Source organism: Nonomuraea pusilla (genome assembly GCF_900109355.1).
Classification (GTDB): Bacteria; Actinomycetota; Actinomycetes; order Streptosporangiales; family Streptosporangiaceae; genus Nonomuraea; species Nonomuraea pusilla.
Map to the genome: position 1 here is coordinate 142,866 of NZ_FOBF01000004.1, position 19,243 is coordinate 162,108.

General features: G+C 72.5%; 23 protein-coding genes. 14 read left to right on the forward strand and 9 right to left on the reverse strand.

Translation table 11 applies throughout. The annotated features are described in order from the left end of the window. Nucleotides 1-93: 93 nt before the first annotated feature. Together BMX74_RS09645 and BMX74_RS09650 are read right to left on the reverse strand one after the other, a co-directional pair. Nucleotides 94-831 carry an adenosylcobinamide-GDP ribazoletransferase gene (locus BMX74_RS09645; protein WP_091099772.1) on the reverse strand — a complete coding sequence of 246 codons (738 nt, stop codon included), beginning with the start codon at nt 829-831 and terminating at the stop codon, nt 94-96. Beyond that, nucleotides 831-1,556 (reverse strand): aminoglycoside 3'-phosphotransferase, encoded by a 726-nt coding sequence (locus BMX74_RS09650; RefSeq protein ID WP_091099775.1) that lies wholly within the window; start codon nt 1,554-1,556, stop codon nt 831-833. The genes BMX74_RS09645 and BMX74_RS09650 overlap by 1 nt, the downstream gene beginning before the upstream one ends. Before the next feature lie 35 nt (nt 1,557-1,591). On the opposite strand from BMX74_RS09650, the gene BMX74_RS09655 reads away from it, so the two are divergent. After that, the gene (locus tag BMX74_RS09655; RefSeq protein ID WP_091099777.1) at nt 1,592-2,392 is read left to right on the forward strand and encodes an ABC transporter ATP-binding protein; all 801 of its coding nucleotides are present in this window, start codon (nt 1,592-1,594) and stop codon (nt 2,390-2,392) included. A 58-nt stretch (nt 2,393-2,450) separates the two neighbouring features. Here BMX74_RS09655 and BMX74_RS09660 read toward each other — a convergent pair whose 3' ends face one another. After that, nucleotides 2,451-3,458 carry a bifunctional adenosylcobinamide kinase/adenosylcobinamide-phosphate guanylyltransferase gene (locus BMX74_RS09660; RefSeq protein WP_091099779.1) on the reverse strand — a complete coding sequence of 336 codons (1,008 nt, stop codon included), beginning with the start codon at nt 3,456-3,458 and terminating at the stop codon, nt 2,451-2,453. Between the two features lie 155 nt (nt 3,459-3,613). Here BMX74_RS09660 and BMX74_RS09665 point away from each other — a divergent pair, with 155 nt between their 5' ends. Further along, entirely contained in the window at nt 3,614-3,820 is a 207-nt protein-coding gene (locus tag BMX74_RS09665; protein WP_055503237.1) for a hypothetical protein, read from the forward strand. 57 nt (nt 3,821-3,877) lie between these two features. On the opposite strand, the gene BMX74_RS09670 is transcribed toward BMX74_RS09665, so the two are convergent. Further along, nucleotides 3,878-4,876 (reverse strand): aldo/keto reductase family protein, encoded by a 999-nt coding sequence (locus BMX74_RS09670; protein WP_091099781.1) that lies wholly within the window; start codon nt 4,874-4,876, stop codon nt 3,878-3,880. A 78-nt stretch (nt 4,877-4,954) separates the two neighbouring features. Between BMX74_RS09670 and BMX74_RS09675 the strand changes: the two genes are divergently transcribed. Continuing rightward, a complete protein-coding gene (locus BMX74_RS09675; protein ID WP_143078609.1) occupies nt 4,955-5,902 on the forward strand; it encodes an SMI1/KNR4 family protein in 948 nt (315 codons plus the stop codon). 31 nt (nt 5,903-5,933) lie between these two features. Here BMX74_RS09675 and BMX74_RS09680 read toward each other — a convergent pair whose 3' ends face one another. After that, nucleotides 5,934-6,545: a DUF3043 domain-containing protein gene (locus tag BMX74_RS09680; RefSeq protein WP_063792008.1), complete on the reverse strand. Its 612-nt coding sequence runs from the start codon at nt 6,543-6,545 to the stop codon at nt 5,934-5,936. A 147-nt stretch (nt 6,546-6,692) separates the two neighbouring features. On the opposite strand from BMX74_RS09680, the gene BMX74_RS09685 reads away from it, so the two are divergent. The 6 genes from BMX74_RS09685 to BMX74_RS09710 are packed head-to-tail and all read left to right on the forward strand — an operon-like array spanning nt 6,693 to nt 11,366. Next, nucleotides 6,693-7,472 (forward strand): PspA/IM30 family protein, encoded by a 780-nt coding sequence (locus BMX74_RS09685; RefSeq protein WP_420538120.1) that lies wholly within the window; start codon nt 6,693-6,695, stop codon nt 7,470-7,472. Further along, nucleotides 7,469-7,747 (forward strand): PspA-associated protein PspAA, encoded by a 279-nt coding sequence (gene pspAA / locus BMX74_RS09690; protein ID WP_055503232.1) that lies wholly within the window; start codon nt 7,469-7,471, stop codon nt 7,745-7,747. Before BMX74_RS09685 ends, pspAA begins: the two co-directional genes overlap by 4 nt. Before the next feature lie 2 nt (nt 7,748-7,749). Next, complete coding sequence (htpX, locus tag BMX74_RS09695) at nt 7,750-8,646, forward strand: zinc metalloprotease HtpX (RefSeq protein ID WP_055503231.1); 897 nt, start codon at nt 7,750-7,752, stop codon at nt 8,644-8,646. 3 nt (nt 8,647-8,649) lie between these two features. Further along, on the forward strand, nt 8,650-9,207 hold the full coding sequence (gene pspAB / locus BMX74_RS09700; RefSeq protein WP_055503230.1) for a PspA-associated protein PspAB: 558 nt from the start codon (nt 8,650-8,652) through the stop codon (nt 9,205-9,207). A 25-nt stretch (nt 9,208-9,232) separates the two neighbouring features. Further along, on the forward strand, nt 9,233-10,651 hold the full coding sequence (locus BMX74_RS09705) for an alpha/beta fold hydrolase (RefSeq protein ID WP_091099786.1): 1,419 nt from the start codon (nt 9,233-9,235) through the stop codon (nt 10,649-10,651). A 37-nt stretch (nt 10,652-10,688) separates the two neighbouring features. Next, entirely contained in the window at nt 10,689-11,366 is a 678-nt protein-coding gene (locus BMX74_RS09710; RefSeq protein WP_236714702.1) for an SIMPL domain-containing protein, read from the forward strand. Between the two features lie 69 nt (nt 11,367-11,435). Here BMX74_RS09710 and nadA read toward each other — a convergent pair whose 3' ends face one another. After that, the gene (gene nadA, locus BMX74_RS09715) at nt 11,436-12,587 is read right to left on the reverse strand and encodes a quinolinate synthase NadA (protein WP_091100138.1); all 1,152 of its coding nucleotides are present in this window, start codon (nt 12,585-12,587) and stop codon (nt 11,436-11,438) included. A gap of 161 nt (nt 12,588-12,748) precedes the next feature. Here nadA and erpA point away from each other — a divergent pair, with 161 nt between their 5' ends. Beyond that, nucleotides 12,749-13,102, forward strand: a complete 354-nt coding sequence (erpA, locus tag BMX74_RS09720; protein ID WP_055503227.1) for an iron-sulfur cluster insertion protein ErpA — start codon at nt 12,749-12,751, stop codon at nt 13,100-13,102. A 111-nt stretch (nt 13,103-13,213) separates the two neighbouring features. Beyond that, nucleotides 13,214-14,200: a carbohydrate kinase family protein gene (locus tag BMX74_RS09725; protein WP_091099788.1), complete on the forward strand. Its 987-nt coding sequence runs from the start codon at nt 13,214-13,216 to the stop codon at nt 14,198-14,200. A gap of 61 nt (nt 14,201-14,261) precedes the next feature. On the opposite strand, the gene BMX74_RS09730 is transcribed toward BMX74_RS09725, so the two are convergent. Genes BMX74_RS09730 through BMX74_RS09740 form a run of 3 tightly spaced genes read right to left on the reverse strand, consistent with a single transcriptional unit; the run spans nt 14,262 to nt 16,128 of the window. Then, complete coding sequence (locus BMX74_RS09730) at nt 14,262-14,696, reverse strand: CBS domain-containing protein (protein WP_055503225.1); 435 nt, start codon at nt 14,694-14,696, stop codon at nt 14,262-14,264. Nucleotides 14,697-14,752: 56 nt separating this feature from the next. Beyond that, nucleotides 14,753-14,998, reverse strand: a complete 246-nt coding sequence (locus BMX74_RS09735) for a sulfurtransferase TusA family protein (protein WP_055503224.1) — start codon at nt 14,996-14,998, stop codon at nt 14,753-14,755. After that, complete coding sequence (locus tag BMX74_RS09740; protein WP_091099791.1) at nt 14,995-16,128, reverse strand: cysteine desulfurase family protein; 1,134 nt, start codon at nt 16,126-16,128, stop codon at nt 14,995-14,997. The genes BMX74_RS09735 and BMX74_RS09740 overlap by 4 nt, the downstream gene beginning before the upstream one ends. A 199-nt stretch (nt 16,129-16,327) precedes the next feature. Here BMX74_RS09740 and ctaC point away from each other — a divergent pair, with 199 nt between their 5' ends. Genes ctaC through BMX74_RS09755 form a run of 3 tightly spaced genes read left to right on the forward strand, consistent with a single transcriptional unit; the run spans nt 16,328 to nt 19,181 of the window. After that, nucleotides 16,328-17,107, forward strand: a complete 780-nt coding sequence (gene ctaC / locus BMX74_RS09745) for an aa3-type cytochrome oxidase subunit II (RefSeq protein ID WP_434093920.1) — start codon at nt 16,328-16,330, stop codon at nt 17,105-17,107. Nucleotides 17,108-17,148: 41 nt separating this feature from the next. After that, entirely contained in the window at nt 17,149-18,768 is a 1,620-nt protein-coding gene (ctaD, locus tag BMX74_RS09750) for an aa3-type cytochrome oxidase subunit I (protein ID WP_055504059.1), read from the forward strand. Beyond that, the gene (locus BMX74_RS09755; RefSeq protein WP_055503221.1) at nt 18,768-19,181 is read left to right on the forward strand and encodes a cytochrome c oxidase subunit 4; all 414 of its coding nucleotides are present in this window, start codon (nt 18,768-18,770) and stop codon (nt 19,179-19,181) included. Before ctaD ends, BMX74_RS09755 begins: the two co-directional genes overlap by 1 nt. Nucleotides 19,182-19,243: the final 62 nt, after the last annotated feature.

Consider the following 19,243-nt stretch of genomic DNA (forward strand, 5'->3'; position numbering starts at 1 on the left):
GGCGGTCCGGCAGTCCGCGGGGCCGTCAGGTCAGCGGGGCCGTCAGGTCAGCGGGGTCGTCAGGTCAGCGGGGCCGTCAGGTCAGCGGGGTCGTCAGGTCAGCAGGGCCGTGGTGGTCAGCGCGGCGGCCGTGGCGGTCTCGACCAGGGCGCCCAGCACGTCGCCCGTCACGCCGCCGAGCCGCCGCCGCGCGTGCGCCAGCAGCAGCAGCGCGGCGGCCAGCCCCGCGAGCACGCCGGCCGGCAGCACCAGCGCGGCCCGCCCCGGCCCCGACAGCAGGCCGAGCCCGGCGGCTCCGGCGAGGACGGCCGCCGTGGCCGCCCAGGCGACGGCGGGGCGCACCGTCCCCGCCACCATCGCCCCGAGGCCGCCGGGACGGGCCGCGGGCACCCCGGCCCGGCACGCCCAGGCCAGCGCCAGCCGGCCCGCCGCGCAGGCCGTCACCAGCGCGGCGAAGCCCGCCACACTGGCCGCCGCCACCTGGACGAGCACCGTGAACACCAGGGCCATCACCCCGAACGGCCCGATGTCCGACTTCTTCATGATGTCGAGCGCCTGAGCGGCGGGCCTGCTGCTGCCGAGCCCGTCCGCGAGGTCCGCGAGGCCGTCCAGGTGCAGGCCGCGCGTCAGCACCGCCAGCAGGCCCACCGCGAGCGCCGCGCCCAGCAGCGGCGGGCCGGGCAGGAACAGGGGCAGCCCGGCCACCGCGCCGAGCGCCGCCCCCACGGCGGGCGCGAGCGCCATGGCCGTCCCGGCCACCTCGCGGTCCACCCGATCCACCCGCACGGGGAAGACGCTCAGCGTCCCGACGGCGAACCGCAGGCCGTGCATCAGAACAGCTCGTCCAGCAGCCGGTAGTACTCCACCCTGCGCGGGTCGGGCGCCGGCGGCCCGTACGCCTCCAGGAAGCTCGCGACCGCCGGGCCCTCCAGCTCCCGCAGCGCGATCGCGAGGTCCACGTGCCTGTCGCACACGCCGAGGCGGCCCGCGTCGATGAGCACCGGCCCGCCGGCGTCGTCCGCGAGCACGTCGGCGAGCACGTTGGCGGGGGTGAAGTCGCCGTGCGCCACGACCAGGTCCTCGATCGGAGGACGCTCGCGCAGCAGCCGCTCGTACACGTGCTCGGGCGTGTGGTCGTCGTCGAAGTCGCCGGGATCGACCAGCCCCGACTCCACCGCCACGCGCGCCTGCTCCAGCTTGACGTCCAGCCGCTCGTCGAACGGGCACTCGGCCACCGGGATCGCGTGCAGGGCCCGCAGCGCCCGGCCCATCACCGCCCCGGCGACCGGGTCGGCCTCGCGGCCCTCCAGGCTCGGCAGCCCGGCGTCGGCCAGCACGAGCACGTCGTCCTCCGCGGCCACGACGTCGGGCACCGCCGCCCAGCGCTTGAGCCAGAGCAGCCGCTCGGCCTCGCGCCGCGCCCACCGGCCCCGCTTGACGTACCACACGCCGGACGGCGACGTCACGCGCCAGGTCTCGCCGCTCATGCCGCCGTGGTCGTCGGACCAGACGGCCCCCTCACCGAACAGGTCGTGAATCCGCCCAGGAAGCTGCATAACGCTCGATCCTAGGTCCCACTAGGGTGGCTGGAATGCATGTGGTTGAACTCGAAGGCGTAGGCGTCCGCGCCGCCGGCAAGACCCTGCTCGACGGCATCGACTGGCGGGTGGAGTACGGCGACCACTGGGTGGTGCTCGGCCCGAACGGCGCGGGCAAGACCACCCTGCTCTCCCTGGCCGCCGCCGTCCGGCACCCGACGCGGGGCGCGGTGACGGTGCTCGGCCACCGGTTCGGCCGGGTGGACCTGCGGGGGCTGCGCCGCCACATCGGCCTGGTCGCCGCCAGCCAGCGGCTGGTGGACGAGGAGCTGATGGAGGAGGAGGGGGCCACCGCGCACACCGTCGTGCTCACCGGGCACACCGGCACGAGCGCCCCGCTCTGGGACAGCTACGGCGAGGCCGAGCGGGAGCGCGCCACCAGGCTGCTCGCCGACGTGGGCTGCAAGGACCTCGCCGAGCGGCCGTTCCGCGTGTGCTCCCAGGGCGAGCGGGCCAGGATCAGGGTGGCCAGGGCGCTCATGTCCGAGCCCGCCGTCCTCTTCCTCGACGAGCCCTTCGCCGGGCTCGACCTGCCCGCCAGGGAGGACCTCGTGGCGGCCGTCGAGGACCTCGCCGCGACCCGCCCCGTGCTCACCACCGTGCTCGTCACCCACCACCTGGAGGAGGTGCCGGCGACGACCACGAACGCGCTGCTCATGCGCGACGCGCGGGTGCTGGCGGCGGGCCCGGTGGCGGAGGTGCTCACCCCGGCGCTGTTGTCGGAGTGCTTCGGCCGCCCCCTGCAGATCGACCGCGTGGACGGCCGCTGGTACGCCCGCGCCGCCCGCCGATGAAGCAGGGCCCCTGCGCGGGCCAGGGCCCCTGCGCGGGCCAGGGGCGCTCCTGGCGCCGTCAGAGCTCCAGCAGGCGGCCGGCGACCACCAGCGCCACGTACTCCGACTCGGCGGCCAGGCGCTCGTTGAGCCGCCCCAGCGCGTCCCTGAAGGCCCGCCCGCTCGCCGTGGCGGGCACCACTCCCATCCCCACCTCGTCCGACACGGCCACCACCGGCGCGGACGCCTCCCGCCAGGCCGCCACCAGCGCGTCGCAGCGGGCGTCCACGGCGGTGCGGTCGCCCTCCCACGCGCCGTGCTCGTCGAACACCGCGGCCAGCCAGGTGCCCAGGCCGTCCACCAGCAGTGGCGCGTCCGCCCCCCGCAGCGCGGCCACGAGGTCGGTCGTCTCCAGCGTCGCCCAGTGCGCGGGCCTGCGCTCCCTGTGGGCGCGCACCCGCGCCGCCCACTCCGCGTCGCCCGCGCCGCCCGGCCCGGTCGCCACGTAGGTCACGTACGGTTCCGCCGCCAGCCGCAGCTCCGCCTCCGCCGACTTGCCCGACCGCGAGCCGCCGAGCAGCAGCGACCTGCGCGGCACGGCGGGCGCGGGGCCGGGGACGCCCGAGCGCAGCTCCGTCCCGTCGGGCACGGAAGCCACGCCCCACAGGCGCAGCCGCCTGGCCAGCTCCTCCTCCGAACGCACCCGGTGGTCCAGCCCCACGGCGGCCACCAGGGTCCCGCCGTCCACCAGCCCCGCCCTGCGCAGCTCGCCCAGGCGCTCAGGGCGCTCCAGCACGTCGACGAGGACGACGTCGTAGCGCGGCGGGCCGTCGTCCGGCGGCTCCTGCCCGGGCGGCAGGCACAGCAGCGCGGCGCCGTCAGGGCCGGTCAGCGCCCGCCCCCCGTACGCCAGGTAGCCGGGCGGCAGCCCGGTGAGAGGGGAGTGGAAGGAGAGGCGGACGGCGTCGTCGACGACCGCCGCGAACGGCCGCCGGTGGCCGGAGGGCGGCCGGGAGCAGGAGGCGCACGGGCAGCCCGGCGCGGGCCAGCCCGCGCCGCCCGCCGTGCCCGACAGGAGGACCTTCACCGCGCCGAGCGTACAAAAGGGGCCGCGGCGGCGGCGGGCGCGGGCCCCGGGCAGCGCGGCGCGCGTCGATCCGCGAGGGGGCCGCGGGTTAGGGTTCCAGTGGTGTGCCGGCGAACCCGCGGGGAGAAGACCCGGGGGAAGAAGGAGCGTATGGCATGACGTGGCGGTGGCGTTATGAGAACGCGAACGGCAGCGAGGTGACCGACCGCGTGCTGCCGAGGGAGGTCTTCCCGAGCCAGGCCGACGCGGAGTCGTGGCTGGGAGAGAACTGGCGCGACCTGCTCGCCGCCGGCGTCGAGCGCGTGGCGCTGCTGGAGGAGGACCGCGTCGAGTACGCGGGGCTGTCGCTGCGCGAGGAGTGAGCAGGCCGCGCGGAACCCCTCGGGCGTCCAGGCCCGGGGGGTTCCGGCGTTCCGCGGTCAGGGGCGGGTGGCCGGGCTGACGGTCCTTCCCGGGTCGCGCTCGACCACGGGGCCGAGCACGTCGTCGATGCGCTTCATCACGTCGTCGTCCAGCTTGACGCCCGACGCCTTGACGTTGTCGCGCACCTGCTCGGGCCGGCTGGCGCCGACGATCGCGCTGGAGACGTTCGGGTTCTGCAGCACCCAGGCGACGGCGAGCTGGGCCATGCTGAGGCCCAGGTCGGCGGCGACGGGCTTGAGGTCCTGCACCCGGGTCAGCACGTCGTCCCTCATGAAGCGGGCGATCATGGCGCTGCCGCTCGCGTCGGTGGCGCGCGAGCCCTCGGGCGGCTGCTGCCCGGGCAGGTACTTGCCGGTCAGCACGCCCTGCGCGATGGGCGACCAGACGATCTGGCCGACGCCCTCACGCCGGCTCAGCGGCACGACCTCGGCCTCGATGACCCGCCACAGCATCGAGTACTGCGGCTGGTTGGAGACGATCCGGTCGAAGCCCATCTCGTCGGCGATCTTCAGGGCCCGGCCGATCTGGTCGGCGGTCCACTCGCTGACGCCGACGTAGAGCACCTTGCCCTGGCGGACGAGGTCGTCGAAGGTCTTGAGCGTCTCCTCGAGCGGGGTCTCGTGGTCGAAGCGGTGCGCCTGGTACAGGTCGACGTAGTCGGTCTGGAGCCGGCGCAGCGAGCCGTGGATCGACTCGGTGATGTGCTTGCGCGACAGGCCGCGGTCGTTCTGGCCGGGCCCCGTCGGCCAGTACACCTTCGTGAAGATCTCCAGCGACTCCCTGCGCACGCCCTTCAGCGCCCGGCCGAGCACCTCCTCGGCCTTCGTGCCCGCGTAGACGTCGGCGGTGTCGAAGGTGGTGACGCCCTCGTCGAGAGCCGCCTGCACGCACTGCCTGGCGGCGTCCTCCTCGACCTGGGAGCCGTGGGTGAGCCAGTTGCCGTAGCTGATCTCGCTGACTTTCAGACCGCTACGACCGAGGTGTCGGAATTCCATGCATCTGACCTTACGGCGTGGCGCTGGCGGCGATCGTCCGGATCTGACCGTGATCGGATTCGGGGTAGGGTGCGCGACGTGCCCAAGCTCGTACGCCAGGCGCTGACCGCGGCCGTCCTGATCGCCCTGGCGGTGCGGCTGCGCCGCCGCTCCCGCCTGCCGAGGCCGCTGCCCGCGCCCCCTCCGCCGCCTCCGCCCGCGCCGCGCCGGGGGCACGGGAAGGCGCTGCTCGCCGGGTCGGCCGTGCTCGCGGTGGCGGTCGCGCTCGTCGTGGCCGTGGCGCTGACGGGGGGCCCGGCCCCGCAGGGGGCGACGGCCACGGGGAGCGCCACGCCCGTCCAGGCTCCCGCCACGGCGTCGCCGGGCGGCTCCTCCCCGGGCGCCGCGCAGCCCGCGCCCACCATGCCAACCACGCCCGCGCCCGACCCCGCCTGCACGCCGCCGCGGCACCGTGTCGTGGACGCGCGGGCCGTCGACCCCGCCACCAGGCGCGCGGTGAACCGCCAGTGGCAGCGCATCGAGCGCTGGCTCAAGACCCACGCGCCCCGCAGCCACGGGCTCCTCGGCGCGCCGGGCAGGGCCCGCACGATCGCCGTGGCGGAGGCGCAGACGGGCGTGGACTACCCCGACGACCTGCGCGCCTCGCTCCTGCGCCACAACGGCTCCGCCGGGCTGTCGGCGCTCGGGTTCTGGGAAGGGGGCGCGCGGCACCTCGGCATCCGCCAGATCAGGGACGCCTGGCGCGCCATGTGCGCCCGCGGAGGCGCAGCAGGGGGCTGGAACGGCCTGATGATCCCGGTGTTCCGCCTGGGCGCCGCCGCGCCGGGCACCCTGCCCTACGTGGTGGTCGACTCCAGGGACGGCACGGTCGGCTGGGACGACGGCGTCACCGGCACGGCCCCGCGCATGGCCTCGACGTACACGATGCTGCGCAGGGTGGCCGACGCGCTGGAGCGGGGCACGCCGATCGCCGGGCGCAGGCCCGTCGCCGTACGCGGCGTGCTGCGCTGGACGCCCGTGGACTGATCACCGGTCCCGGCGGAGCCGGGAACCGCGGCTACTTCTTGGCGGGGACCGGCTTGCCGCCCGGCAGCACCGAGGGCGGCGGGAAGCGCAGCTTGCGGATCTGCAGCGCCCGCATGGCCGCGTAGAAGCCGACGCCCTTCGGGCTCTCCTTGGGCAGCTTCTCCACGACCTCCTTCTTCACCTTCCACGCGACGTACACGGAGGTGGCGAGGACGCCGATCATCATGATGGGCCAGCCGATGGCGACGACGTACCCGAGCACCTGCGCCCTGATCGAGATCGGCCACGGGATCCAGGTGGCGAGCAGGATCACCATCGACAGCGGCAGGAAGTACTGGCTCGGCAGCCGCCGCGAGTCGACCCAGTCGCGGGCGAACTTGCGCGCAGGGCCCTTGTCGCGGGCGGGGAAGTACCGCTCGTCACCGGCCAGCATGCCCTGCCGGGCGCGATCGCGCTCGGCGGCCTGCTTGGCCCGCATCTGCCGGTAGGCCTCCTTGCGGTCCTTCGGCGCGGAGACCGGCTGGCGCCTTCGCCCTTCGGCGTCCCGGCGCTTGGGTGTGGGACGACCTTTACCCTGGGGCTTAGGATCGTCGGCGGGGACGGGGGTGTCGTCCACGGTGGTTTGGGAACGGCGTCGCAACACGACCTCAACCCTACCTGGAGTGCAACTTAGTGACGCCCTCGTGCGTTATGCGTAGGGTAATCACAAGGCGGCTGCACTGCATCGGGTACACCAGCACGACCTAGAAGGGGACGGCCGACGCGCATGAGCGTGATGAAGAGACTTTCCATGATCTTCAAGTCCAAGGCCAACAAGGCCCTGGACAAGATGGAGGATCCGCGGGAAACCCTCGACTATTCGTACCAGCGGCAGCTTGAGCTGCTGCAGAAGGTGCGCAGGGGCGTGGCCGACGTCGCCACCTCCCGCAAGCGGGTCGAGCTGCAGATCAACGGCCTTGAGCAGCAGGCCAGGCGGTACGAGGAGCAGGGCCGCAAGGCGCTGTCGGTGGGCCGCGAGGACCTCGCCCGCGAGGCTCTCCAGCGCCGGTCCAACCTGCAGACTCAGATGGCCGACCTGAAGATCCAGCACGACAACCTCCAGGCCGAGGAGGAGAAGCTCACCACCGCCTCGCAGCGGCTGCAGGCCAAGGTCGACGCCTTCCGCACGAAGAAGGAGACCATCAAGGCCACCTACACGGCGGCCGAGGCCCAGACGCGCATCAACGAGGCGTTCTCCGGCATCTCCGAGGAGATGGGCGACGTCGGCCTGGCCATCCAGCGTGCCGAGGACAAGACGGCGCAGATGCAGGCCCGCGCCGGCGCCATCGACGAGCTGCTCGCCAGCGGCGCGCTCGACGACTACACCGGCAGCCGCGACGACATCCAGGCCGAGCTCGACCGCATGGGCGGCGGCATGGACGTCGAGCTGGAGCTCGCCAGGATGAAGGCCGAGCTCGGGCAGGGTCCCGCCCCGCAGAGCGCGATCGAGCAGGGGCGGCAGCAGCCGCAGCAGCAGCAGCCCCAGCAGAGCCAGACCCAGCAGCTCCGTCAGCCTGGGGAGGGCCTGTGATCGTCAGAATCATGGGCGAGGGCCAGATCGAGATCTCGCCGGACGACATCGCGGTGCTCAACGAGCTCGACAGCGAGCTGGAGGCCGCCATCGACGCGGGCGACGAGGCGTCGTTCCGCGTCAAACTGCACGCGCTGCTCGACAAGGTGCGCCATGTGGGCAAGGCGCTCCCCGACGACAGCCTTGAGCCGTCAGAGCTGATCCTTCCCCCCGCGGACGCCTCGATCGAGGAGGTCCGGGAGATGCTGGGCGACCAGGGCCTCATCCCGGGGTAGCCATGGGCACCCGGTTCGCGTCCGACCGCGGCCTGACCAGCCGCATGGTCGTGACGATGTTCCTGCTGGGGCTGCTGTACGTGGTGTTCGTCGGCGTCCTGATCGCCCTCGGCGTGCGGGCGCTGACCGTGCTGGTGGTGGCGGGGGTCCTGCTGCTGGTGCAGTACTTCCTGTCCGACCGCATCGCGCTGTTCGCGATGCACGGGCGGGAGGTCTCGCCGCAGGAGGCCCCCGAGCTGCACGGCGTCATCGACCGCCTGTGCGCGATGGCCGACATGCCGAAACCGCGGGTGGCGATCGCCGACTCCGACGTCCCCAACGCGTTCGCCACCGGCCGCAACCAGAAGAACGCCGTCGTGTGCGTGACGACCGGCATCCTGCGGCGGCTGGAGCCGCAGGAGCTCGAAGGCGTCCTGGCGCACGAGCTGTCGCACGTCGCCCACCGCGACGTCGCCGTCATGACGATCGCGTCGTTCCTCGGCATCGTCGCCGGGCTGATGACCAGGGTCGCCCTCTACACGGGGTTCGGCGGGCGGCGCGACAACCAGGGCGGCCTGCCCGTCGGGCTGATCATCATGCTCGTCTCGGTCGTCGTGTACGCCGTGAGCTTCCTGCTCACCCGCGCCCTGTCGCGCTACCGCGAGCTGGCGGCCGACCGGGCGGGCGCGCTGCTCACCCAGCGGCCCTCGGCCCTGGCCAGCGCGCTGACCAAGGTCACCGGCGACATGGCGCGCATCCCGACCCGCGACCTGCGTGACGCGGAGCCGTTCAACGCCTTCTACTTCGCCCCGGCGCTGGCCGGAGGGGCGACGCTGGCGGCCCTGTTCTCCACGCACCCGTCGCTGGAGCGGCGGCTCGGGCAGCTCGCCGCCATCTCCAAGCAGCTCGGAAGGGGCTGATCCATGGGCTGGCTCGACGCGCTGCTCGGCCGGTCGAAGCCGGTGAAGCCGAACCTCGACGCGCTGTTCGCGCTGCCGTCGGCCGCCGTGACGCTGCAGGCCGAGACCGGGCTCGTCCCCACCGGTCTCGGCTCGGTGGCGTTCAGGGCGGCCGAGGGCGGCGCGTTCGCGACGCTGGAGCGCGACGTCAAGGCGCTGCTGGGCGGCCGCGTCGAGGAGTCGTCCGACGGCTACGGCTATACCTGGCTGCTGGTGCGCCGCGACCCCGACGCCGTCGGCGACCTCGTCACCGAGCTGCACGCGGTGAACTCGTCGCTGGAGTCGGCGGGGTTCGGCCCGTCGCTGCTGTGCTCGCTGGTGTCGTTCGCCGACGGCGACGGCCGCAGGCTCGCGGTCGTCTACCTCTACAAGCGCGGCACGTTCTACCCGTTCGCGCCGCTCACGGGGCAGCGGCGCGACAACGCGCTCGAACTGCAGGCCAGGGGCGCGCTGGAGGGCGAGCTGCCGCTGGAGCAGGACCTCGGCCGCTGGTTCCCCGTCTGGGGGGCTCCCGGACTCTGATCGCCCACGGTGATCTAATGCTCACGTGGAGCGAAGGTTGGTCGTGGCGGCGGCGTGCGCGTTCATCGTGGCGGCCGTGCTGTACAGCGCGTGGGTCACCGGCCAGTTCACCACGCCCGCCGTCGACCGCACCGAGGGGTACGTGGGCGAGCTGGCCGCGCTCGACCAGCCGTGGACCCGCCTGTTCCGCGTCAGCGACGTGGGCGCGGGCCTGGCCTGCCTGCTGGGCGTGGCGCTCACGCCGGTCCAGCGGCGCGAGTGGCCCGGCTGGCTCGCCCTGGCCGCGTTCGGGCTCCTCACGGCCGCCACGGGCGTCTTCCCGCTCGACTGCGCCGCGCTGAGCGACCCCGCCTGCGGGCGGCACGCGCTGTCGCTGCCGCACCGGGCGCACACGGTGACCGCCGCGCTCGCCGCGGTCAGCGCCCCGGCCGCCATGGCGCTGCTGGGCGCCAGCTGGCGGGCCCGCCTGTCGTGGCTGCTGTCGGGCATGACCACCGGGGCCGTCGCCGTCACCGCGGCCGCCGTCGTCCTCGGCCACCTCGCGGGCGTCGCGCACCGCGTGCAGCTCGCCCTGGTGGCCGCCTGGCTCGTGTACGCGGCCATGCGGCTGCTCGTCGCCGCCCCCGTGCCGCCCACTGTGTCGCCCACCATGCCGCCCCCCGTGCCGCCCCCCGTGCCGCCCACCATGCCGGGAGAGGGTGGCACGCCGCACGTCGTCGCGCAGGGCGACGGGCCCGCCGTCATCCTCGCGCCGGGGACGGGCCGCTCCTGGTTCCACTGGGAGCCGGTGGCCGGGGCGCTCGCCGGGGCCCGGCGCGTCGTCCGCTTCGACCGCCCCGGGCTCGGGCTCAGCCCGCCCTCGCCCCTGCCGCCCACCCTGTACGCCGAGGCCGCCCGCCTGGCCGCCCTGGCCCCCGCCCACCCGGAACGCGTCACCGTGGTCGCCCACAGGGACGCCTGCTGGCACGCCGAGGCGTTCGCCAGGCTGCACCCGCTGCGCGTGGAGCGGCTCGTCCTCGTGGACCCGCCCTGCCCGAAGCGGCGCGGCCGGGCGGCGCCGGCGGACCCCGTCGTGCGCTGGCTGCCCGCGCTGGGAGGCGCCTGGGGCGCCGCCGCGCTGGCCCGCGTGGCAGGTCCCGCCGTGAACCGCCTGCTGTCGGGCCTGCCCGACCCGTGCGGCGTGTACCGGCGCGGCCGGGTGCTCGCGGCGGCGGCGGGGGAGCGGCTGTCGCGCGGGCGGATGGCGTCGGACCTGCTGGCGGTCAGGTCCGGGATGCCGTTCCCGCGCGTGCCCGTCACGGTGCTCGGCCCGCGCCGGGGCGCCGGGTGCGCCCGCGCCGTCGCCTCCGAGCTGGGCGGCGTCCTGGTGCGGCTGCCGGGGCCGCGCCGCAGGATCCTCGCCGACCACGCGGGGTCCGTCGCGGCGGCGGCCGAGGGGGCGTGACGGGCCGCGCCGCCGGGCCCAGAATGGGCGGCGTACGGTGAGCCTGCGACGGGGAGAGGGGACGGGCATCGGCATGGACGCGGACACGAGCCGGGGCGCCGGCGGGGGCACGGGCGCGGACATCACGGTCGTCGGCGAGGGGACGGCCCTGGCCGCGCCCGACGTCCTGCGGCTGCACGCGGGCGTCGAGGTGCGCAGGGGCTCGGCGGCGGAGTCCTTCACGGCCGTCAGGGCGGCCGCGGCCCGCCTGGCGCAGGCGCTGCGCGACGCCGGCGTCGCCGCCGAGGACGTACGCACCACCGACCTGTCGCTCGGCCCCGAGTACGACGCCTACCCCAAGGTGGGGGCCTACCGGGCGGCGCAGGGCGTCGAGGTGGTCATCCGCGACCTCGCGGCGGCCGACCGGGTCATCGACGCGGTGGCCGGGGTGGGGGAGGAGGCCAGGCTGAACGGGCTGGCCTTCGAGGTGTCCGACCCGGCGGCGGCCCTCGCCGAGGCGAGGGCCGGGGCGTTCCGCGACGCCGCGGCCAAGGCCGCGCAGTACGCCGAGCTGGCGGGGCGCGGCCTCGGCCGGGTCGTGTCGGTCGGCGAGGAGGTCAGGGGCGGGCCGCAGCCGCTCGCGACGGCGGTCGCGATGGCGGCGGAGGGCGGCTCGGTCAGCCCGGGACGCCAGAGCCTGACGGTCGGCGTCCGGGTCGGCTACGCCTTCGCCTGACCCGGGGACCCGGGCAGCCCGGCGCCCGGGTCGCGCCCGCCAGGAGCCGGGGCGGGGTCAGGGCAGGGGTCAGGGCAGGGCCAGCATGCGGTCGAGCGCGACCCTGGCCCAGTGGGCGGTGTCGGCGTCGACGGTGATCTGGTTGACGACCTCGCCGAGCACCAGCGACTCCAGCGCCCACACCAGGTGGGGCAGGTCGATCCTGTTCATGGTGGAGCAGTAGCAGACGGTCCTGTCGAGGAACGAGACGTTCTTGTCGGGGAACATCTGGGCCAGCCGCTTGACCAGGTTCAGCTCGGTGCCGATCGCCCAGCTCGACCCGGCGGGGGCGGCCTGCAGCGTCCTGATGATGTGCTCGGTGGAGCCGACGTGGTCGGCCTTCAGCACCACCTCGTGGCGGCACTCCGGGTGGACGAGCACGTTCACGCCGGGGATGCGCTCGCGCACGTCGTCCACCGACTCGGCGGTGAAGCGGCCGTGCACCGAGCAGTGGCCCTTCCACAGGATCATGCGCGCCCGTTCGAGCTGCTCGGGGGTGAGGCCGCCGTTCGGACGGTGCGGGTTCCACACGACGCAGTCGTCCAGGGACATGCCCATCTCCAGCACGGCCGTGTTGCGGCCGAGGTGCTGGTCGGGCAGGAACAGCACCTTGTCGCCCTGCTGGAACGCCCAGTCGAGGGCGCGCCTGGCGTTGGAGGAGGTGCAGACCGCGCCGCCGTTCCTGCCGCAGAACGCCTTGATGTCGGCGCTGGAGTTCATGTACGTGACCGGGACGGTCCGTCCTGCCAGCCCGGCGTCCTCCAGGGCCTCCCAGCACTCCTCGACCTGGTCGAAGGTGGCCATGTCGGCCATCGAGCACCCGGCCGCCATGTCGGGCAGGATCACCTGCTGGCCGTCGCCGGTGAGGATGTCGGCCGACTCGGCCATGAAGTGCACGCCGCAGAAGACGATGTACTCCGCCTGCGGCCTGGCCGCGGCCTGCTGGGCCAGCTTGAACGAGTCGCCCGTCACGTCGGCGAACTGGATGACCTCGTCGCGCTGGTAGTGGTGACCGAGCACGAACAGCCGGTCGCCCAGCGCCTCCTTGGCCTTGCGCGCCCGCTCCACGAGCGCGGGGTCGCTCGCGGGCGGCAGCTCGCCCGGGCACTCGACACCCTTCTCACTGTGCGGATCCGCGCCCTCGCCGAGGACGAACAGCGGCAGGCCCGTGTGTGCGGCCATGGCCACACCCCCTTATCGTCGAATTGACGCTTAATGATGACACACGGGACGAGGCGATTTATTCCGGGGGTACGCGGCCCCGGGAATGTGTGGCACACGGCAGGTGTTGGTAGCGTCGTTGGAAGACGTCAGAACCAGACAGCCGGTTAGGGAGTCAGCAGATGACGGTTGAGAGCAGCGAGACCACGGCGCAGGGCCTGATCCTGACTGACGCGGCCGCCGCCAAGGTCAAGAGCCTGCTGGAGCAGCAGGGCGAGGAGAGTCTGCAGCTGCGCGTGGCCGTGCAGCCGGGCGGCTGCTCGGGCCTGCGTTACCAGCTCTTCTTCGACGACCGCTCCATGGACGGCGACGTGGTGTCGGAGTTCGGCGGTGTGAGCGTGGTCACCGACCGCATGAGCGCTCCCTACCTGATGGGCGCCACCATCGACTTCGTCGACACGATCGAGAAGCAGGGCTTCACCATCGACAACCCCAACGCCACCGGCTCCTGCGCCTGCGGCGACTCGTTCAACTAGCCGACCGGCCGGACGGCGACGCGCGGGTCCCGCCTGCCTTGGTGCGGGCGGGACCTTCGCGTATTCTCGTGGGGCTCATTTGGCCTGCTGACAACGAGGAAGAAGAATCCCGTGCGCATCGCCGTAACCGGCTCCATCGCGACAGACCACCTGATGACCTTCCCGGGAAGCTTCGGGGAGCAGCTGATCGCCGAGCAGCTCGACCGCGTGTCGCTCTCGTTCCTGGTCGACGATCTGCAGATCCGTCGCGGCGGCTGCGCGGCCAACATCGCCTTCGGCATGGGATGCCTGGGGCTGACGCCGCTCCTCGTCGGCGCGGTCGGCAACGACTTCGCCGACTACCGCTCCTGGCTGGAGCGCCACGGCGTCGACTGCGAGTCGGTCCACGTCTCCGAGACCCAGCACACGGCGCGCTTCCTGTGCACCACCGACCAGCACCACAACCAGATCGCGTCCTTCTACACCGGCGCGATGGCCGAGGCGCGCATGATCGAGCTCCAGCCCGTCGCCGACCGCGTCGGCGGCCTCGACCTGGTGCTGATCAGCCCCAACGACCCCGACGCCATGCTCCGCCACACCGACGAGTGCCGCCAGCGGGGCATCGCCTTCGCCGCCGACATCTCCCAGCAGCTCGCCCGCATGGCCGACGAGGACATCCGCCAGCTCGTCGACGGCGCCGCCTACCTCTTCTCCAACGACTACGAGAAGGGGCTCATCGAGCAGAAGACCGGCTGGTCCGACGCCGAGATCCTCGACCGGGTCGCCGTCCGCGTCACCACGCTCGGCCCCAAGGGCGCCGTCATCGACCGCAAGGGCGAGCCGTCGATCCACGTCGCCCCCGCGCCCGAGCGGGGCAAGGCCGACCCGACCGGCGTCGGCGACGCCTTCCGCGCCGGCTTCCTCGCCGGCGTCGCCTGGGGCCTGCCGCTGGAGCGCTGCGGCCAGATCGGCAACCTCACCGCCACGCACGTGCTGGAGCGCGTCGGCGGCCAGGAGTACGAGCTGGGGCAGAAGGTGTTCCTGGAGCGCTTCAGCACCGCCTACGGCCCGGAGGCGGCCGAAGAAGTCGCCACGCACGTCCGCTGCCACCACCCGTGACCCTCGTCGCGCACTGAACCGCGGCGGCGCCCGGCCCACCAGGACCGGGCGCCGCGTCGCGTCACGGCCTGGCGTAGACCCGGTGGACGAACTCCGCGAGCTGGTCGTCGGGCAGGTGGCGGGCCAGGTCCGACTCGCTGATCATGCCGACGAGGCGGTGCCCGTCCATCACCGGCAGCCGCTTGATCTGGTGCTGCTCCATCCGCGACAGCGCCTCCTCCACGGAGGCGTCCGCGTCGATCCACACCACGCCCGTGGCGAGGTCGCCCGCCGTCACCCTGGACGGGTCGTGGCCGGCCGCCACGCACTTCACGATGATGTCGCGGTCGGTGATGATGCCGGTTACCCGGTCGTCGGGCCCGCACACGGGCAGCGCCCCCACGTCGTGCGAGCGCATCAGCTGCGCCGCCCTGTCGAGCGTCTCGTGCGCTCCGATGCACTCGGCGCCCGCGCTCATGACGCTGCGGGCGGTCTCGTGCGACTGCGCCTTCTCCATGGTCAACCCCCGGAAGTCGGTGACTCTCCGCCGCCACCTACCCCGGCGGGCGCCCCTCAGTAGTTGCGCCGCACGTGGATCGACCAGCCGCCCCCGGGCAGCTCGTACGAGCCGACGTGCTTGTGCGACTTCAGCCGGCACCAGGCCGGCACGTCGTTGTAGGCGGCCGGGTCGTCGGCCAGCACGGCGACCACGCCGTCGAGCGGGACGTGGTTGATCTGCTCGGCCAGCATGATGATCGGGATCGGGCACTTCTTGCCGAGCGCGTCGATCGTGAGGGCCGGCTCGGAAACCTCGGTCATGCCACTCCTGCGTCTTGACGGATGCGGTGGACCAGCCCGGGCAGCACGGCGAGGAACCTGTCGACGTCGGCCTCGGCCGCGCCCCTGGGCAGCGACACGCGGATGTTGCCGTGCGTCAGGACGCCCATCGCCTCCAGAACGTGCGATGGACGAAGCGTACTGGCGGTGCACGAGCTTCCTGACGATACCGCGAAACCCGCCTTGTCCAGCTCGGTCAGCAACGCCTCCCCGTCGACGTACAGGCAGGAGAAGGTGACGATGTGCGGCGCGCGCTCGCGCGGGTCGCCGATCACCTCCACGTCGGGCACGAGCTCGGGCACCCGCCGCCGCACGCGGTCCACCAGCGCGCTGAGCCGCGCCTGCTCCTCGGCCGCCTCGGCGAGCGACGCGCGCAGCGCGGCCGCCGCCGCGAAGATCGCCGGGACGTTCTCGAAGCCGGGCACCCGGCGCCGCTCCCGCTCGTCCTCCGGCAGGAACGAGCGGAACCTCGTGCCCTTGCGCACCGCCAGCACGCCGACGCCCGCCGGGCCGCCCCACTTGTGCGCGCTCGCCGTCAGCACCGACCACCCCTCGGGCACCGGCATCCTGCCGGCCGTCTGCGCGGCGTCGACCAGCAGCGGGACCCCGTGCTCGCGGCAGGCGGCCGCCGCCTCGGCGACCGGCTGGAGCGTGCCGACCTCGTGGTTGGCGCTCTGCAGGCAGGCCAGCGCGGCGCCAGGGCGGGCGACCGCCTCGGCGAACGCCGCGGCGTCGACCCGCCCCTGCAGGTTCACCCCCACGGTCTCGACCGTGCCGCCCTCGCGTTCGTGCAGCTCGGCGGCGTGCAGCACGCTGGAGTGCTCGACCGCGCCCACCACCAGGTGGCGCCCGGCCCTGCGCCTGCCGTGTAGGGTGCCGAGGACGCCGAGATGCACGGCCTGCGTGCCCGACGGAGTGAACGACACCTCGTCGGAGCGCGCGCCGAGCGCCTCGGCCACCTCGGCGCGCGCCTGCTCCAGGAGCAGATGCGCGCGGCGGGCCTGGCCGTACAATCGTGCGGGGTCGGCCCAGCCGGCGTCGATCGCCGTCAGGAGCGCGTCGCGAGCCTGGGGGTGGAGCGGCTCGGTTGAGGCCGCGTCGAAGTACGCCACGACACTTATCGTCCCACTTGCGGCCCCACCGAGGGGTCGCGCGGTGGGGCGAGGCACCTGCACGCTAATGTGTCTGCAATCAGCTGTGCATTTGGAAATACGAGCGCCCAGGGGAGAGACTCTTGGGCTTCATCTGTGGGGTAGGCGATCCGTGAGTCCGACTCGCCGTACGACGCGGCGTTCGTTGGCCCGGCGCAGGGTGCCGCGCGCCGCCGCTTTGGCGTTGCTGCTGGCCACTGCTACGGCGTGTGCTAATGACGTTCCCGAGGCAGACTGGTCTCGAGGCCTTCTTCCCGACCACATCACCGAGCAGGGTGGCCTGGTCACCACGTTGTGGAACGGGGCCTGGATCGCCGCACTCGCCACGGGTGCCGTCGTCATCGTCCTGATCGTGTGGGCGTCCCTCTTCCACCGCAAGCGCAGGGCGAAGGCCGAGCTTCCGCCGCAGGTCCGCTACAACCTGCCGATCGAGATGCTCTACACCCTGATCCCGCTGGTCATGGTCTCGGTGTTCTTCTTCTTCACCGCCCGCGACAGCAACACCCTGACCCAGGTCAAGGGCGACGCGACGGTGAAGGTGAAGGTCGAGGCCTACCAGTGGAGCTGGCGCTTCACCACCACGGTCAACGGCAAGACCCTCAAGCCGGTGGCGGGCATGCCCGTCTCCGACTACAGGCAGGGCCCCCAGCTCGTCCTCCCGGTGAAGTCCAAGGTCGAGTTCGACCTCTCCACCGACGACGTCATCCACTCGTTCTGGGTGCCCGAGTTCCTCTTCAAGCGGGACGTCATCCCCGGCATTCCCGAAGGCAACCCCGGCCGCAAGTTCGAGATCAACACCCTCGACAAGCCCGGTGTGTACGCCGGCCGGTGCGCCGAGCTCTGCGGCGTCGACCACAGCCGCATGCTCTTCTCGGTGAAGCTCGTTCCGCAGGCTGAGTTCGACCAGTACGTCCAGACCCAGGCTGGGAGCGCCCAGTGACCGCCATCCACGAACCACTCAGGACGACGACCGTCAGGCCCATGACCAAGGGCCGGGCCATCGCCAAGTGGCTGTCCTCCACCGATCACAAGATCATCGGACACCTCTACCTGATCACGTCGTTCGCCTTCTTCCTCATCGGCGGCGTGATGGCGCTGGTGATGCGGGCCGAGCTCGCGCAGCCGGGTCTGCAGTACACCAGCAACGAGCAGTTCAACCAGCTGTTCACCATGCACGGCACGATCATGCTGCTCATGTTCGCGACGCCGCTGTTCGCCGGCTTCGCCAACGAGCTGATGCCGCTGCAGATCGGCGCCCCCGACGTGGCGTTCCCCCGCCTCAACATGGTGAGCTACTGGCTCTACCTGTTCGGCAGCATCATCGCGGTGTCCGGCTTCCTCACGCCGGGCGGCGCGGCCGCCTTCGGCTGGTTCGCCTACACGCCGCTGTCGGGCGCGGTCTCCTCGCCCGGCATGGGCGGCGACCTGTGGATCATGGGCCTGGCGCTGTCCGGCCTCGGCACGATCCTCGGCTCCGTGAACTTCATCACGACGATCATCTGCATGCGCGCCCCTGGCATGACCATGTTCCGCATGCCGATCTTCACCTGGAACATCCTGCTCACCAGCATGCTCGTGCTGATGGCGTTCCCGGTGCTGGCCGCCGCGATGCTCGCCCTGGAGGCCGACCGCAAGCTCGGCACCCACATCTTCGACCCGGCCAACGGCGGCGCGCTGCTGTGGCAGCACCTGTTCTGGTTCTTCGGCCACCCCGAGGTGTACATCATCGCGCTGCCGTTCTTCGGCATCGTGACCGAGATCCTGCCGGTGTTCAGCCGTAAGCCGATCTTCGGTTACATCAGCCTCGTCGGCGCGACGATCTCCATCGCGGGTCTGTCCATCACGGTCTGGGCGCACCACATGTTCCCGACCGGCCAGGTGCTGCTGCCGTTCTTCTCGTTCATGACGTTCCTCATCGCCGTCCCGACCGGTGTGAAGTTCTTCAACTGGATCGGCACGATGTGGCGCGGCCACCTGACGTTCGAGTCGCCGATGCTGTTCTCGGTCGGCTTCCTGATCACCTTCCTCCTCGGTGGTCTGACGGGCGTCATCCTGGCCTCGCCGCCGCTCGACTTCCAGCTCACCGACTCCTACTTCGTGGTGGCCCACTTCCACTACGTGGTCTTCGGCACCGTCGTGTTCGCCATGTTCGCGGGCTTCTACTTCTGGTGGCCCAAGTTCACCGGCAAGATGCTCGACGACAAGCTGGGCAAGATCCAGTTCTGGCTGCTGTTCATCGGCTTCCACACGACGTTCCTCGTCCAGCACTGGCTCGGCATGCTCGGCTTCCCGCGCCGCTACGCCGACTACAGCCCGGCCGACGGGTTCACCGACCTGAACCTCATCTCCTCGGTCGGCGCGTTCATCCTCGGCGCCTCGACGTTGCCGTTCTTCTACAACGTCTGGAAGACGTGGCGCAGCGCGCCCAAGGTCACCGTCAACGACCCGTGGGGCTACTGCGGCTCGCTGGAGTGGGCCACCTCGTGCCCGCCGCCGCGGCACAACTTCACGTCGCTGCCGCCCATCCGGTCCGAGCGTCCCGCGTTCGACATGCGCTTCCCGCGCGTGTCCGCCAAGTCCGCCCAGGAGGTTGAGGCCTGATGAAGGTCCAGGGTTGGCTGTTCCTGCTGTGCGGCCTGTTCTTCGCCGGTGTCGACATCGCCTACTGGTTCTGGACCAAGAGCGCGACGGGTCACGGTGAGCCGGTCGGCACCACCGCCATGGCCATCTCGGTCGGCTTCGCGTTCATGGTCGGCTACTACCTGATGTTCACGGCGCGCCGCATCGGCGCCCAGCCGGAGGACAACAAGCAGGCCGACATCAGCGACGGCGCGGGCGAGATCGGCTTCTTCAGCCCGAGCAGCTGGTGGCCGCTGTTCCTGTGCCTGGCGGCGGCGTTCGCCTTCGCCGGGTTCGTGATCGGCTTCTGGATGTTCCTCATCGGCGTGTTCCTCGTGATCATGGCGATGATCGGCTTCGTGTTCCAGTACTACCGGGGCAACTTCTCGCACTGAGCGAACCGATTCGGGCGGGCGCACTCCTCCTGGGGGAGTGCGCCCGCTTTTTCATGTTCTTT

Coding starts and splice junctions, on each gene's coding strand:
- BMX74_RS09645 (WP_091099772.1), bottom strand. CDS start 831: ATGCACGGCCTGCGGTTCGCCGTCGGGACGCTGAGCGTCTTCCCCGTG.
- BMX74_RS09650 (WP_091099775.1), bottom strand. CDS start 1,556: ATGCAGCTTCCTGGGCGGATTCACGACCTGTTCGGTGAGGGGGCCGTC.
- BMX74_RS09655 (WP_091099777.1), top strand. CDS start 1,592: ATGCATGTGGTTGAACTCGAAGGCGTAGGCGTCCGCGCCGCCGGCAAG.
- BMX74_RS09665 (WP_055503237.1), top strand. CDS start 3,614: ATGACGTGGCGGTGGCGTTATGAGAACGCGAACGGCAGCGAGGTGACC.
- BMX74_RS09670 (WP_091099781.1), bottom strand. CDS start 4,876: ATGGAATTCCGACACCTCGGTCGTAGCGGTCTGAAAGTCAGCGAGATC.
- BMX74_RS09685 (WP_420538120.1), top strand. CDS start 6,693: ATGATCTTCAAGTCCAAGGCCAACAAGGCCCTGGACAAGATGGAGGAT.
- htpX (WP_055503231.1), top strand. CDS start 7,750: ATGGGCACCCGGTTCGCGTCCGACCGCGGCCTGACCAGCCGCATGGTC.
- pspAB (WP_055503230.1), top strand. CDS start 8,650: ATGGGCTGGCTCGACGCGCTGCTCGGCCGGTCGAAGCCGGTGAAGCCG.
- nadA (WP_091100138.1), bottom strand. CDS start 12,587: ATGGCCGCACACACGGGCCTGCCGCTGTTCGTCCTCGGCGAGGGCGCG.
- erpA (WP_055503227.1), top strand. CDS start 12,749: ATGACGGTTGAGAGCAGCGAGACCACGGCGCAGGGCCTGATCCTGACT.
- BMX74_RS09730 (WP_055503225.1), bottom strand. CDS start 14,696: ATGGAGAAGGCGCAGTCGCACGAGACCGCCCGCAGCGTCATGAGCGCG.
- BMX74_RS09735 (WP_055503224.1), bottom strand. CDS start 14,998: ATGACCGAGGTTTCCGAGCCGGCCCTCACGATCGACGCGCTCGGCAAG.
- ctaD (WP_055504059.1), top strand. CDS start 17,149: ATGACCAAGGGCCGGGCCATCGCCAAGTGGCTGTCCTCCACCGATCAC.
- BMX74_RS09755 (WP_055503221.1), top strand. CDS start 18,768: ATGAAGGTCCAGGGTTGGCTGTTCCTGCTGTGCGGCCTGTTCTTCGCC.